Annotated in this window: 14 protein-coding genes and 1 pseudogene; 8 read left to right on the top strand and 7 right to left on the bottom strand. The window is 67.9% G+C overall.

What is annotated here, in order from left to right; translation table 11 throughout:
• The coding region (locus PV419_RS49315; RefSeq protein WP_319700464.1) for a transposase at nt 1-397 on the bottom strand (397 nt) is incomplete at its 3' end.
• A gap of 313 nt (nt 398-710) precedes the next feature.
• On the opposite strand from PV419_RS49315, the pseudogene PV419_RS49310 reads away from it, so the two are divergent.
• The 3 genes and pseudogenes from PV419_RS49310 to PV419_RS49300 form a co-directional block, all read left to right on the top strand.
• Nucleotides 711-1,205 (top strand): annotated as a pseudogene (locus tag PV419_RS49310) (RNA-guided endonuclease TnpB family protein); the annotation flags it as partial.
• Between the two features lie 1,016 nt (nt 1,206-2,221).
• Nucleotides 2,222-3,619, top strand: a complete 1,398-nt coding sequence (locus PV419_RS49305; RefSeq protein ID WP_319700462.1) for a hypothetical protein — start codon at nt 2,222-2,224, stop codon at nt 3,617-3,619.
• A 321-nt stretch (nt 3,620-3,940) separates the two neighbouring features.
• The gene (locus PV419_RS49300) at nt 3,941-4,072 is read left to right on the top strand and encodes a hypothetical protein (RefSeq protein WP_319700465.1); all 132 of its coding nucleotides are present in this window, start codon (nt 3,941-3,943) and stop codon (nt 4,070-4,072) included.
• A 72-nt stretch (nt 4,073-4,144) separates the two neighbouring features.
• Here the strand turns inward: PV419_RS49300 and PV419_RS49295 are convergent, their stop codons facing one another.
• The 5 genes from PV419_RS49295 to PV419_RS49275 all read right to left on the bottom strand — a co-directional run bounded on the left by PV419_RS49295 (nt 4,145) and on the right by PV419_RS49275 (nt 9,065).
• Nucleotides 4,145-4,522, bottom strand: a complete 378-nt coding sequence (locus PV419_RS49295) for a hypothetical protein (RefSeq protein ID WP_319700460.1) — start codon at nt 4,520-4,522, stop codon at nt 4,145-4,147.
• Between the two features lie 127 nt (nt 4,523-4,649).
• Entirely contained in the window at nt 4,650-5,237 is a 588-nt protein-coding gene (locus tag PV419_RS49290) for an ISAs1 family transposase (protein WP_319700458.1), read from the bottom strand.
• A 194-nt stretch (nt 5,238-5,431) separates the two neighbouring features.
• Nucleotides 5,432-5,587, bottom strand: a complete 156-nt coding sequence (locus tag PV419_RS49285) for a hypothetical protein (RefSeq protein WP_319700455.1) — start codon at nt 5,585-5,587, stop codon at nt 5,432-5,434.
• A gap of 130 nt (nt 5,588-5,717) precedes the next feature.
• The gene (gene sbnB / locus PV419_RS49280; RefSeq protein WP_319700453.1) at nt 5,718-6,725 is read right to left on the bottom strand and encodes a 2,3-diaminopropionate biosynthesis protein SbnB; all 1,008 of its coding nucleotides are present in this window, start codon (nt 6,723-6,725) and stop codon (nt 5,718-5,720) included.
• A gap of 99 nt (nt 6,726-6,824) precedes the next feature.
• Nucleotides 6,825-9,065 carry an MMPL family transporter gene (locus PV419_RS49275; RefSeq protein ID WP_319700450.1) on the bottom strand — a complete coding sequence of 747 codons (2,241 nt, stop codon included), beginning with the start codon at nt 9,063-9,065 and terminating at the stop codon, nt 6,825-6,827.
• A 279-nt stretch (nt 9,066-9,344) separates the two neighbouring features.
• Here PV419_RS49275 and PV419_RS49270 point away from each other — a divergent pair, with 279 nt between their 5' ends.
• Nucleotides 9,345-10,337, top strand: coding sequence for an ATP-binding cassette domain-containing protein (locus tag PV419_RS49270; RefSeq protein ID WP_319700448.1), 993 nt, complete (start codon nt 9,345-9,347; stop codon nt 10,335-10,337).
• The gene (locus PV419_RS49265) at nt 10,334-11,185 is read left to right on the top strand and encodes an ABC transporter permease (protein WP_319700446.1); all 852 of its coding nucleotides are present in this window, start codon (nt 10,334-10,336) and stop codon (nt 11,183-11,185) included. Before PV419_RS49270 ends, PV419_RS49265 begins: the two co-directional genes overlap by 4 nt.
• A gap of 20 nt (nt 11,186-11,205) precedes the next feature.
• Here PV419_RS49265 and PV419_RS49260 read toward each other — a convergent pair whose 3' ends face one another.
• Nucleotides 11,206-12,225 (bottom strand): helix-turn-helix transcriptional regulator, encoded by a 1,020-nt coding sequence (locus PV419_RS49260; protein ID WP_319700445.1) that lies wholly within the window; start codon nt 12,223-12,225, stop codon nt 11,206-11,208.
• A gap of 165 nt (nt 12,226-12,390) precedes the next feature.
• Between PV419_RS49260 and PV419_RS49255 the strand changes: the two genes are divergently transcribed.
• The 3 genes from PV419_RS49255 (at nt 12,391) to sbnA (ending at nt 14,192) form a co-directional block, all read left to right on the top strand.
• Entirely contained in the window at nt 12,391-12,660 is a 270-nt protein-coding gene (locus tag PV419_RS49255) for a hypothetical protein (protein ID WP_319700443.1), read from the top strand.
• Nucleotides 12,661-12,838: 178 nt separating this feature from the next.
• Entirely contained in the window at nt 12,839-13,156 is a 318-nt protein-coding gene (locus PV419_RS49250; RefSeq protein WP_319700441.1) for a hypothetical protein, read from the top strand.
• Between the two features lie 37 nt (nt 13,157-13,193).
• Nucleotides 13,194-14,192 (top strand): 2,3-diaminopropionate biosynthesis protein SbnA, encoded by a 999-nt coding sequence (gene sbnA, locus PV419_RS49245; protein WP_319700439.1) that lies wholly within the window; start codon nt 13,194-13,196, stop codon nt 14,190-14,192.

The raw sequence follows: 14,192 nt of genomic DNA, 5'->3' as shown, positions 1-14,192 counted from the left end.
CGCGCAGGCGCTCCAGCACCAGCTCCAGCGCCGTCTGTTCCAGTCCGTGCTCGATGAGACGGGAACGGAACAGGCTCAGCACGGAAGCGTCGAATCCGGGATCATCCAGCTCCAGGCCGAGCAGGAACTTCCAGTCCATCCGGGCTCGCACCTGGTCAGCGGCCTGCCGGTCGGTCAGTCCCTCCGCGTACTGCAACACCGACACCAACGCCAACGCCCCCGGCGAGACAGCCGGACGTCCCCGGGCGGCGAACGCCCCGGCGAACGCCTCGTCCTCAAACAGCGGGCCCAACGCCTCCCGGATCCGCACCGCGAGCGTTCCCTTCGGGAACGCGGCCCGCACCACCCGGGCTGTCAGCTCCGGCACCCCGTGATCAGCCCGTGGCTCCAGCGACATCTCTCGGCCCTCCCGCCCACGACCACAACAACCATGGGGGACCAACGACCCAGCCCTGCTCGAATCACGTATTCCTCAGCAGAGTCCTTCAGGCCGGGGGGAAATCCGGTTTCCCGCGGAGCGGGGCAGGGGAAGCCGGATCGCCGCCGGGCGATCCGGCGTCCACCCGGGCAATGGCGAGGGCGACCTCCAAGAGGTATAAGAGGCCTTGGAGTTGAGGGACATCGCTCCCAGGCGGCTCGGGCGGTCACCCGTTCGAGTGGGTCTGCCGGAATGCGAAGTGACAAACGAATCATGACGCTACGTTGACGGCATGACGACGCCAAGTGAAGCCGCCGACGAGGCCGGGCACGCCCGGTACACGTACCGGCTTCGCGTGTCATCGAGCGCCCGTGGGGCGCTGCTGGCGGAATGGGACCGCTGCCGGTGGATCTGGAACGAATGCGTCGCCAAGTCCAAGGCCACCCACCTGCACAACAAGGCCACGGGTGAGAAGCGGACCTGTGGCCCGGCGCAGCTGGACAGGATGCTGACGCAGGCGCGGGAGCGTGTGCCGTGGCTGCGTGAGGGTTCCAGTGTTGTGCAGCAGCAGCTGATACGGGACTTCGGCAGGTCCCGTGCCAAGGCGCACAAGGACATCCGGGAGCGGCTGCCTCAGCGGCAGCGGGCTGGTATGCCGAGGTGGAAGAAGAAGCGCGGAGCCTTGCCGACGTTGAACTACACCCGGCGTGGGTTCCGGCTGAAGGACGGTCGCCTGTACCTGGCGGGCGGGATCGTGGTGACGGTGGTGTGGTCGCGGGACCTGCCCGTGGTAAGGGTCGTAGGTACAGGTGACGGCGATCGGCGAACCGTTCGCGGTGCCGGTGTCCACCAGCATGTCGGTTTCGTCGTGCGGTTCGGGCCCGGCGAACGGCACGCCCCACTCGCCGCTGTCGATGTCTCCCAGGACGACGCTGCCGTATCCTCCGGCTGCGACCACGCGAGGGCGACCGCCCACGTCGGCCAGACCGACAGCCAACAGATCCTCCTCGCCCTCCTCGGTTTCCAGGACGTTGTCGAACCCCACGAGGGGCACACGGTCGTTGAGATCCCACACGTGGATGGGGCCACCGTCTTCGTCCGCGGTTACCAGTACCGGCCGGTGATCGAGCATCCCTGTCGCCGCGGTGCGATCGCACCTGGCGTTGAGTTCCGCGGTACGTTCCCCGGTGCCGGTGCCCACGACGTCCCAAAGGGCTACGGCCTCCGCTTCGGGGGAGACGAGAAACAGTGACCGCCCGGGGAGTTCCAGCGTGCCAACCGTGTCCACGTCGAAGTCGTGGTGATCGGCGAAGACGCGGACCGCGCCGCTGTCCAGATCCCACTGCGCGAACCGCAGGCCCTCCGAGCCTTTGCCGACCACGATCCGCCCGTCGACGACCAGGGCCCGCAACGCCGATGGAGCGGCAGGACCGTCCTGGCCCCCCGGCTGCCACGGGCTGTCAAGACGGTGCACCGCCCACCGGTCCCGCAGCGCGCCCCAAGTGCACGCCCCGTCCGGATGGGTGCCCACCAGCAGTGGGCCCGTGCTGATGGTGACCCGTGAGGGCGCCGAAAGGTATGCCGGCGGTCTGCAGGAGGGAGAGTTCAGTCATGGGCGGCTAGCCTATGGTCTTGTTACGACAGACACGCCTCGGGGCGTCTTTTCGAACCGTGCGGCGGCCGAGGCAGCCCTGCCTCCCGGCGGAACCACCATTCCCGATCCATTCATATCGGGAGAGTTGCAGCCCTGAAGCACATCGGCGCGCACTGATCGCCCTCTGGTTTCGAGACGAAGGAGAGCCTTTGTCCATCCGTCCCTTCTATGGCGTGCGAGTGCTCGCCCTGGCCCCCGACCGGCGTCGTGTGAGATTTCGGATCTTCGTTGTCGACTACAACGTCAATGACAACGTCGAGCGCCGGTGGCATGCCGAACTTCCGGGGGACCCCGGCTTCTTCCTGTCACTGCTGTGGGAAAGCGCGGACGACAACGGCGGTCGACTCGGCGATTTGTTCACCTGGCGGGAGCTCGAGAACGACGGCTGGCTCGCCGTGAACACCCGGTGGTTTGTCGAAAGCGTCGAACGTGTCGCCGTCCGCAACTATCCGCTGCCCGAAGAGGGCTGGGAGCATATCAATGCCCTCTGGGAGGAGGGGATTCACGAACGAGACGACGGCTGGCCGGATGAGGACCTTCTCGTGCAGGCCGACTACGAGGTTCAGGTCACCGATCAACGCTGGCTGGAGCATCTGCGGCCCGGCCTGAGCTGGGAGACCGGGTATTACCCGGATCCAACCCGGCGGTTGCGCGCCGAGGATGCCCCGCACGTACCGGATCTCACGGAACCGGAGGCCGTCCTCACTCCGTTCGCCGGCTCCGACTATTCCGACTACATCGTGGTGTCGGCCTTCTCCGACGACGGCCGCTTTCTCGCTGTCACCAGCGAGGACGGCGAACTGGCCGTTTACGACATGGACAACCGGTCCGAGCGGCTCCGCGTGTCACCTGTCTCGGCAGGCCGGGACATCATGTGGGTGCCCGGGCAGCATGTGGTCACGCTCAAGGAGGACGAGGTCGACGAGGTTCGCCCGTGGGCCTACGACCTCGACGCCGACACTGAGACCGATATGCCGGTGGAGCCGGGCCGCGTACGCTCGCGCACCGGCCGCTTCCGGGTCGAGTACGGTGACGGCGGCCGGGTGGACTTCGTCTCTGGGAAGTCCTCGCCCGATCGCACGGTACGGCTCGGTGACGAATCCTCCGGTCGGGTCCATCGCGTGGCATTCAGCGCGGACGAGACCCGGATGTTCGTAGCCCACGACTCGAAGGTGTACGTGATCGAGCCCGCCACCGGCAGCATCCTGGACGCGATCACCGTGCCGGGCGACTGGCTGAACTCGCTGGCGGCGAGCCCGGACGGCGCGTACCTGGCCGTGGCGACGGAGGACTGGAACGATGAGCGGAAGTGCACACCCGACATCTACCGGGTCGCCGACCGTGAGCTCATCATGCGACGCCCGGCAAGGGATCGCTTGGAAGCCGGGACCCGTACCCAGGCCCTCGCCTGGGCGCCCGACGGCGCCCGGCTGGCGGCCATCGTCGAGAACGAGATTCATCTCTTCCGCGTCGGCCTGCCGGACGAGCCGCCGGCCGTTCTCAGGCTCTCGGCGCCGAGCCATGATGCCCGGAAGTCCGCGCCCTGACCAAGTGCACAGGACGACGCGCCGGGGTCCCGGCCGCCCGAGCACCGCTACAGCTGGGTTGCGGTGATCTGACGGGGCGGCCGGTGGCCCAAAAAGCGGAGGCGGATTACCAGCAGGGCGGCTTCAAGTTCCGGGATCGTGTAGATCGCCCGGTGTGCAGCGGGAGTTGAGGCTGGAGTGGTACGGGCACGGGACCGGTGATCATCGTGGTTGCTACGCCAGCTGATCACGAAGAGGTCCCGTGCCCGTCGTCGCATCCTCCCCGATCCCTGCGGTCCTGGCCAAGCTGGGGCCCCTCGACGAGCAGGACACCGATCGCCTGTGATCGACGACGTCTGCAACGCGCTCGACGAGCAGACCGTCATCGTCCGGGGCACCGGCACCCCCGACGTCGTCATCCCGTCCCTGGCCCGCGCGCTTCGGCGTGGAAGTCCGGTACGCCATCGAGGATGAGTCTCTTGGACGAGGCGGAAAGCTCACCGACGGGCCATCAGCGACGCTGATGCCGCGTCACCAAGGTTGTCATCAGTGGTCGTTGAGGAATTGGAAGTAGTAGGAGCCCGAATTATCCGAGGGCTCATGCGAGACTATGACGTCGAATTTGTGGTTTTCCGCGAGGTTGTACTTGCCGCCGTCCGAGGCGTCCCGGTAGCTGCACTTACCGTCGTTCTTCTCGTCGGTGAGGCTGTACAGGAGGTCGCCGCTGTCGTAGTCGAAGACGTTCACCCACGCCTTCTTGCCGTCGCTCTTGGTGTCACAGACCTTGAGGTAGTCGCCGCGCTCCTCGATGTAGGCCGCCGCGTGCTTACCACTGTCGTACAGCGGTCCGTGGTCCCAGTCCACCGCCTGCGCCGAGCCCGGCACCATGGCCACCGCGACAGCGCCCATGACCAGTGCGGACATTCCGCTCTGAACTATTCGCTTGATGCGCAATTAAATCTCCCTAGCTTTATGGTGAGGAGCGGTCAGAGCCGTCAGAGTCGTATGAGGCTAACAGTGGATGTCGGTCACCTCGCTCGCCAGGGTGGCTTCAAGTTGCCGAAGGGTGTGGGCTGTCGGTGATGCCCGTGATCCAGGCGACTCGTTCGGGTAGGTCCCGGATGGCGCGGGTGGTCTTGGCAATGTTCGTCGCGCCCAGCAAGCGCAGCCTTCCAATGGCCGGGTTGCGGAAGGACGCCATTCTCCGCGGCGCGTTGCCGGTGTGAACGGTGGAGGCGTCCTCGGCGAAGGTGACGTCACGGACATGATGGCTGGAGTTTTCGATCTTCCAGTGTCCGCGGACGTGGCCGGCCAGCTGGGCGGGTGTGCTCTGGTGGGCGTCCAGGCTGGTGACGGCGTAGACGGTTTCGCGGGTCTGCTGGCGTCCGGTTTGTTTCCGGCGCCGGTGGATCCGCAGCGCCAGCCGTGTGTGGGGGAAGGCCAGCCCGCCCAGGTTGTCGGCCACGGCCATCATCTTGAGCGAGCGGGACTCCTGTCGTCCGTGGCCGGCGCCCGAAGCGGTGTGCCTGATGGGCACTTCGTCCCAGGGCAGCGCTTTCAGCTGGGCGAAGGCGGTGGGCTGGTTGCCCTTGATCACCGCGATGTAGTGGGCCTTCTTCTCCTCGACCAGCCAGCGCACCTGGGGTTGACGCTGTGCAGGGCGTCGAAGGCGACCACCGTGTCGGTCAGGTCCAGGTGCTGCAGCAGCGGCCGGAAGGCGGCGGTCTCCTTCGCCTTGGAGCCGATCTCGCCCTGGGCCAGGGTGATGGTGGGGGCATAGGTGACGTGGGAGCGGGCGCGGTAGCGGCCGGGCAGGTGGCGACGGATGCCGAGCTACACCACACTGACCAGGGGATACCACCGTCCGCGGCGGGAGCGCGGGTCCGGTATGCGCGCGAAGCAGGCCCGCAGGCGATCGGTGTCCTGCTCGTCGAGGGGCCCCAGCTTGGCCAGGACCGCAGGGATCGGCGAGGATGCGACAACGGGCACGGGACCTCTTCGTGATCAGCTGGCGTAGCAACCACGATGATCACCGGTCCCGTGCCCGTACCACTCCAGCCTCAACTCCCGCTGCACACCGCGCGATCTACACGATCCCGGAACTTGAAGCCGCCCTGGATTACCAGCGGGTGGTCTCGCCGAAGAAGTCGTCGATGGCGGTGGCCTCCCCCGCCTCCGTGGCGACGCGGTAGACGTGGGCGCCGACCGCGAGGTCGAGGACGCCGAGGCCGAAGGGGGAGAAGATCACGGGCTTGTCCGGGCCAGTGGTGACCTGGCCGCGGATGTGCTGGGCGAGGGTGCCGGTGATGAAGTCGCGGTTGCCGTACTTCTGCTCGGCCAGGTGCGGGGAGGTGTTGGCCTTGAGGCAGTGGTCGACGTCGTCGACGATGTTGTAGGCGTCGTGGATGATCTCGGGGCCGATGTCGCGCAGCGAGATGTTGAGGACCACCTGGCCGGGGGCGAAGGCGCGCGGGTCCAGGACGTAGGGCTCGCCCGCGGTGGTGGCGAAGACGATCACTTCGGCCACGTCCAGCGCGGTGCGCAGGTCCTCGGTGGTCTCGGCGCGGTAGCCGAGCGAGTCGGTGGCGTATCCGGCGAGGGCCTGGCCGTACTCGGGGTGCTGGTCGTGGACGACCACGGTCTCGATGTCCCACTCCTGGGCGGCGAAGAACTCCAGGATGTTGCGGGCGATGATGCCCGCGCCGACCACGGCCAGCCGGCGGGCGGTGCGTCCGCCGGTCAGCTGCTCGGCGGCGAGGACGGCGGAAGCCGCGGTGCGGGCCGCGCTGATCTGCGAGGCCTCAAGGAGGGCGAAGGGGTAGCCGGTGGCGTAGTCGTTGAGCAGCAGGGCGGCGGAGGCGCGCGGGATGCCGTTCTTGATGTTGCCGGGGAAGCTGCCGATCCACTTGATCCCGGCGACGTCGTGCTTGCCGCCCAGGTAGGCCGGGAGCGCGATGATCCGGCTGTCCGGCTTCTCGGGGAAGCGCAGGAAGTAGCTGTCCGGGTTGACGGAGTCTCCGTCGCCGTGGGTCAGATAGGTTTCCCTCACCTCCCGCACGATCTCCGGGCGGCTGCGGCCGATGATGTCGCGGGCCGTTTTGCCGCCGATCACGCTGAACTCGAACACGGGTGTCCTTCCGGTCGCTGGTGGCTGTGTGGCGGGCGGGGCCGACTTGTTGTCGGCCCCGCCCGTCTGTTGCTCTGTACGTGTCGGGGGCGTTGGTGTTCAGTACGTGACGGGCACGCCCTGAGTCTCTCGCGCCGCCACGTGGCTCGGGCCCGCGTGGGGCGCCTCTGCGGGGCGGGACTTGCGGAGGAAGCCGGGTGCGGCCCAGTTCGCCCGGCCCAGCAGGGCCATCACGGAGGGCAGCAGGATCGCCCGGACGACCGTGGCGTCGAGCAGGACGGCCACTGCCAGGCCCACGCCCAGCTGCTTGAAGTCCTGCATGGCCAGGGTGCCGAAGACCGCGAACACGGCGACCATGATCAGGCCGGCGCTGGTGACCACCCCGGCGGTGGAGCGGATGCCGTGGGCGATGGCGTCCCGGGTGGTGGCCCCGCGGTCGTAGGCCTCACGGATCCGGGAGACCACGAACACGTGGTAGTCCATCGAGAGGCCGAAGAGCACCACGAAGACGAACAGCGGCATCCAGGACTCCAGGGCGCCCGGCGCCTCGGTGCCGACCAGGGAGGCGCCCCAGCCGTGCTGGAAAACGGCGGTCATCACACCGTAGGCGGCGCCCACCGACAGCAGGTTGAGGACGATCGAGGTCAGCGCGATGACCGGGGACCGGAAGGACACCAGCATCAGGAGGAAGGTCACGCCCATCACGAAGGCGAAGACCGGGACGATGCTGCTCTTGAGCTGGTCGTTGTAGTCCTCGGAGAAGGCCAGGTCACCGCGGACGAGCGTGGTGGTGTCCGAGACCTTGCCGAGGGTGTCCGGGATCAGGGTGTCGCGCAGTTCCTTGAGGGCCTTCTTGGATGTGGCGTCGGTGCCGTTGCCGATCAGCGGGACGCTGATCTCGGCGATGTTCTCCTTGGCGTGCACCGTGACGTCGATCTGCTTGCCGGTCTGCCCGGAGCCGAGCGCCGCCTTCTTGAAGTCGGCGATGGCCTGGGTGACCCGCGAGGAGTCGATGTCGTTGGACTTGACCACCACGCCGGCCGGGGCGGGCGCTCCGGGGAACTCCTTTCCGATCCGCTCGGAGACGGACACCATCGGGTTGTCGGCGGGCAGCAGCTTGTCGGTGCCCAGCTTCTCGGTCTTCATGCCCAGGGCCGGCGCGGCCAGGGCGAGCAGCAGCGCGGCGCCCAGGACGGCGAACACGCCGGGCCGGGCGAGCACCCCGCGCAGCAGGGCGTTGTTGCGGCGGCCGGCGCCGGCCGCGGCGGCCGCGGCGCGGGCCTGGCGGCGGCGGCCGATGAAGGGGATGCGGCCCTTCTCGACCCGGTCGCCGAGCATGGCCATCATGGCGGGCAGTACGGTCATGGAGCCGATGACCGCGATCAGGACGACCTCGATGGTGGCGAAGGCGAAGCCCTTGAACACGGTCAGCCCGGACAGGAACATGCCGGCCATGGCGACCACGACGGTGATGCCGGAGATCAGCACCGAGTGTCCGGAGGTGGCGGCGGCGATGTGCAGGGCGGATGCCCTGTCCCGCCCGGCGGCCCGCTCCTCGCGCTCCCGGCGCAGGTAGAACAGGCAGTAATCAACCCCGACGGCCAGGCCCATGAGGAACATCACGGAGCTGGTCATGCCGTCCACCGGCACCACCTGGCTGGTCAGGGCCAGCAGGCCCATGGCGCCGACGCAGGCGGTGGCGGCGAGCAGCACCGGCAGCACGGCGGCCACGAAGGCGCCGAAGACGACCAGCAGGATGCCGAGGGCGACCGGAAGCGCGGTCATCTCGGCCCGGGCGAAGTCCTCGCCGAGGCTGTCGTTGATCTCCTTGAGGCCGGTGGCGGCGCCGTACTGGCCGAGCGTCACGGCTTCGTGGGCCTTGTCGGTCTTCTTGACGGCGTCGATGACAGGCTGGATGCGGTCGGCCGCGGTGTCCGGGTCGCCCTTGACGTCGTACTGGATGAGGGCCGAGTGCTTGTCCTGCGAGACCACCTGCGTGGTGTTCGGGTCGTGCAGGTTGGTGACCAGCCCGGTCTTCTTGAGCGCGTTCACCGTGGCGGTGACGGCGCCCTGGAACTCGGCGTTGTCGGCGGTGAGTTTGTCACTGTGGACCAGGACCAGCTCCGCCGCGGGCGGTGCCAGGTCGGCGTCCTGAAGGATACGCTCGGCCCGGCCGGAGTCTCCCGTCCCGTAGTCGGCGTTGGTCAGGGTCTTCTGTCCTGCGGCGCCGCCTACGACGGTGACCAGGACGACCAGGATCAGCCAACCGAAGACGGCCGTCTTCCGATGGCGGGCGCTCCAGTCACCGAGCGCGGCGGCGAAATTTCGATGACGTGCCATTACCTCTCCTGCGGTCAGCGGCGTTTGCCCCGTAGCCGCGGAGGCCGTGGGGGATTAACCAAAACGCTAGGCGCTGCGCGGGGGCCATGGAGTCCGTGGAGCTTGCAGCAAGCTGCGCCTGCAGAGTACTGCCACCACGATCCGGACATACCGGGCACCAGGTGTGCGATTCCACTGCTACATTTCGCAGCAGCTTGATACCCGAACTCCCATGTTTCGAAGGGAATTCGGAATTCCATCGAACTTTCCATCGAAATGGAAGCTGGGAGAGGGGGATTCATGGATATCGCCATCGCGGCAGAGAATCTTGGAAAGCGCTATGGAAATCACCAGGCGCTCGCCGGAGTGGATCTCGAAGTACGGGCCGGAACCGTGCTCGGACTGCTCGGACACAACGGCGCGGGCAAGACCACCACCATCCGGATGCTCGCCACACTGCTCGAACCGGACTCCGGCAGCGCCCGGGTCGCGGGCTTCGACGTCGTACGCGAACAGCGCGAGGTGCGCCGCAGGATCGGCCTGGCGGGCCAGTACGCCGCGGTCGACGAGCTGCTCACCGGCCGGGAGAACCTGGCCCTGCTGGGCACCCTGCTGCGGCTGGGCCGCAGGCGGGCCCGGCAGCGGGCGGAGGAGCTGCTCACGGCGTTCGAGCTCACCGGCGCCGCCGACCGTCCGGTGCGCACCTACTCGGGCGGGATGCGGCGCCGGCTGGACCTGGCGGCCTGTCTGATCGCCTCGCCGACCGTGCTGTTCCTCGACGAGCCGACGACCGGGCTCGACCCGGCCAGCCGGATGGTGCTGTGGCAGATGGTGCGGGAGCAGGTCACCCAGGGGGTGACCGTGCTGCTGACCACGCAGTACCTGGAGGAGGCGGACTTCCTGGCCGACCGGATCATGGTCTTCGCCGCCGGCCGCACGCTGGCCGAGGGCACTCCGGACGAGCTCAAGCAGAAGGTCGGGGAGGAGTGGCTGGAGGTGGCCGTGGCCACCGCCGAGGACCTGCCCGCGGCGCTGTCCGCGCTGGGTCCGGTGGCCGTCGCCAGCCCCACCGTGAACGAGGCGGACCACCGGATTTCCGTCCAACTGGCGGACAGGATGGGCTCCATCGCGGCCGCCGCGGCGGCGCTGGAGGCCGCCGGGGCCGATGTCGTCGACTTCGCGCTGCGCCGCCCCTCGCTCGACGACGTGTTCTTTCACCTCACCGGGGAGAGCAAGCCGGGCCAGGACAACCCTGGTGAGAACCCCACAACCACAGCGGAGGACGGGTCATGAGCGGCGCGGCGGGACCGGCGGAGTTCGGTGCCGGGACGGCCGGGGCCGGCCGCCTGGCGGCTGTCGGAGATGTGCTGGCCCTGACCGGGCGGCATCTGCGGCATCTGCGCAGAACCCCGGAGAAGCTCATCGCGGTGGCCCTGACGCCGGTGGCCATGGTGGTGATCCTGGGCTATCTGTTCGCCAGCGTTATCACGATCAAGGACAACGGCGGGGTCGACTACCACGACTACGTGATGGCCGGGGTCTTCGCCCAGATCGGGCTCACCTGCATCGGCATCACCGCGCTCGGGGTGGCCTCGGACTTGAGCAAGGGTCTGATCGACCGGTTCCGTTCGCTGCCGATGGCCCGGTCCTCGGTGCTGGTCAGCCACACCGCGGCCGATCTCATTCCGGTGGCGATCAGCATGGTCGCGGTGGGGGCGATCGGGCTGCTGGTCGGCTGGCGCACCGACGCCGGCCCGCTGTCCGTCGCGGGCGGCTTCGCGCTGCTGCTGGCCTTCGCGTACGCGATGCTGTGGCTGGGCGCGCTGCTGGGGATGGTGCTGCGCAACATGGAGGCCATCAACGGCATCTCGGCCCTGGCCCTGGTGATCCTGTCGTTCATGTCCAACTCGTTCATGCCGCTGTCCGGGCTGCCCGGCTGGCTGCGCACGGCGGTGGAGTGGAACCCGGTCAGCTCGGTGTCCGAGGCCTGCCGGGTGCTGTGGGGCAACGCGCCCGCCTCTTCGGGCGGGAGTCTGCCGATGGAGCATCCGGTGCTGGTCTCGGTCATCACGGTGGGTGCGCTGATCGCCGTACTGATCCCGGTGGCCCTGCGGACCTTCCGCACGGCCGCCGTGCGCTGACCATGGCGGCCGCCCGCCGGTCACTCCGGTTCGGCAGACCCGTACGCGCTGCCCTGCAGCCAGCCCCGCTCGCCGGCGATCACACCGGCCTGAAAGCGGCTGCGGGCGCCGAGCTGGGTCATCAGTTCCGCGGTGATCCGGCGGGCGGTCCGCACCGAGATGCCCATCTTGCGGGCCACTACCTCATCGGTGTGGCCCTGGGCCAGCAGGCTCAGCACGGCGCGGGCCTGGCTGCTGAGTCCGGTGTCCTCGTCGCGCCGCCGCGTGGAGCCGAACGGCGGGGCCTCTTCCCAGAGGTGTTCGAACAGTGCGCAGAGGGCGGAGACCAGCCCGGATCCGCGCAGCAGCAGCGCCCCGACGGCGGTGTCCTCGGGGTTGCTGGGTACGACGGCCGCCTGCCGGTCGAAGATGACCATGCGCAGCGGCAGCGAGGGGACCACCCGGACCCGGCAGCCGAGGCCGGTCAGCCAGTCCAGATAGGACACGGTCTGCGGATGGTTGATCACGCTCTCCAGATAGACACAGCGCATGCGCACGCCGCGCTCCAGGAGCGCCTGGTCGATCGGTTTGCTGGCCTGCCGAGACTCGGCCGACTGCCCCCCGCCGGTGGTGAATTCCATGATCTCGGAGGTGCAGTCATGGGCCAGCTCCTCGAGCCGGACCCGGACCATGTCAATGCCGTTCAGTTCCTCGACGTCCACCCGGCGCTTGTTCTGGACGGAGTCGACGTATTCAGCGACGATCTTGCTGATGGCGAGCTTGCCGGAGGTGATCTCCTGTTGCCGCTGGGTCAGTTCGACCTCCTGGCGCGCCAGCAGAGACACCAGACTGATCTCGGGATTGATTAATAAGAGCCCGCCCGGCCGCTGGTCGGACTGGCGCACCAGGGAGAGCCTGGCCAGTTCGTCCAGGGCGCTCCTGACGTGTTCTTCATTCCAGCCGAGATGTGCGGCCAGGCCTGATACTCCGAGTTCGGGCCGGCCCAGCATCGTTCGGTAGACGCTCTCGGCTGCGGAACTGACACCGAGGATCTCCAGCACGTGTGTACCCCCTCGTCCCCCGCGCTCCCCCGCGCGTGATCGAAACCCACCCGTACGTCCCGATCATTCTCCCGCATGTTACGGCACGAACGGGGTCCGACCGCACGGTAGTTGATGAATTCACCAGCCCTTCGGCAGCCCGGCATCGAACCGTGAGAGGTGGCCATGTACATCGTCATGGGACGCATGCTGCGCGGCCGTACGATCGTGGACGCAGGGCAGCTACGCGCTCTGGTGTACGCCGCCGCCTTACCGGAGGACGGTCTCGAGCACGTCTATGCCGAGACCGATCTTGACGGCGCCGGTACCGTCCTCTTTCTGTGTGCCACTTCCGCGGAACGAGCTGAGGCCACCGCCGGCCGTATCGTGAACCGTCTGCTCGCCCAGGATGAACTCCGGGGCTGGGAGTGGGAAGGCCGTCGAGGCGAAGTCTAGGGAGATCCCAAATAATCCCTGGCATTCTCCGGCCATCGCAGGACCCTGACAGCGTAAACACATGACACCGGGCCTACGGCGGTACAGACTCATAACACCGGACAGGAATTCAACTCATTCTGGAATTCCCGCTTCCGAAACTTGAGAGTAACCAATCCCCAGCGAAAAGGGAATACTCATGTCTGCCACCAATCACTCGTCTGCCCGCATGAATGCCTTCATCTCGCTCGCATTCGGAGCCGTTATTCTCGCGACCTCCCCGGCCGCGCACGGCGTCGGCTGGGACAGAGCGGGCGCGGCCGGCCCGGAGGTCGGCTGGGACAAAGTCGCCGTGGGCTGGGACCTGGCCCCGGCCCACGACCCCGCCGTGGGCTGGGACAAGGTGGCGGCCGGCGACCCGGACGTCGGCTGGGACAGCGCGGGCGCCGGCGACCCGGACGTCGGCTGGGACAGCAAGCCCCACCCCGACAACGTGGGCGACGTGGGCTGGGACTGAGCAGCGGGACGGATACGGCGATCAGGGGGAAGGTCTCGTGCCCATCATCACGACGCCGCAGGAGTTCAACGAAGAGGACCTCTTCGTGGACCTGCGGGAGATGTTCGGTTATCCGCTCTACCTGAAGTGCGAGGGGTTCAACTTCGCCGGCTCGGTGAAGCTCAAGGCAGCCGCGTCCATGATCGAAGCAGCGGAACGCGGCGGGCTCCTGGGCCCCGAATCGATCCTGGTCGAGTCCTCTTCGGGAAACCTCGGTATGGCGCTCAGCGTGATCGCCGCCGCCAAGGGCTACCGGTTCATCTGCGTGGTGGACTCACGGACCAACCTGTCCACCCGGCAGGTCATCGAATCCCTCGGCAGCGAGGTGCATGTCATCACCGAGCCGTCCGTCACCGGCGGTTTTCTCGGGGCACGCCTCGATTTCGTACGCGGGCTGTGCACCACGGATCCCCGTTACGTATGGCTGAACCAGCACGCCAACCAGAACAACTGGAAGGCGCACTACCGCACGACCGCGCCCGCCATTGAAAAGCAGTTTCCCCACCTGGAAGTGCTGTTCGTCGGGGCGGGTACCACGGGCACCCTGATGGGCTGCGCGCGCTACTTCAAGGAGCAGCCGAACTCCCCCGTCACGGTCGTCGGCATCGACAGCGTCGGCTCGGTCACCTTCGGCGCGCCGGCCGGCCCCCGCATGATCCCGGGCCTGGGCGCCGGAGTGCGTCCCGCCCTGTTCGACCAGCGGTACATCGACGACATGGTGCTGGTCCCCGAGATCGAGACCATCCGCACCTGTCACACCCTGGCCCGCGGCGGCTTTCTGTTCGGCGGCTCCACCGGCACCGTCGTCAACGGCGCCGTGAAGTGGCTGGCCGAGCACCGCCCCGGCCAGGACGTCACCGCCGTGGCCATCTCGCCCGATCTCGGCGACCGCTACCTGGACACCATCTACCGGCCCACCTGGGTTAGGGACGTCTACGGCCTGGACGCGCTGGAGCCGGCTCCCCGTCCGGGCGCCGTCACATCAGGAGTGCACTGA

This window comes from Streptomyces sp. ME19-01-6 (assembly GCF_033793745.1).
In the GTDB taxonomy this organism is placed as follows: domain Bacteria; phylum Actinomycetota; class Actinomycetes; order Streptomycetales; family Streptomycetaceae; genus Streptomyces.
The sequence above is the reverse complement of the archived record's forward strand: the minus strand, read 5'-3'. Positions and strand labels throughout refer to the sequence as shown.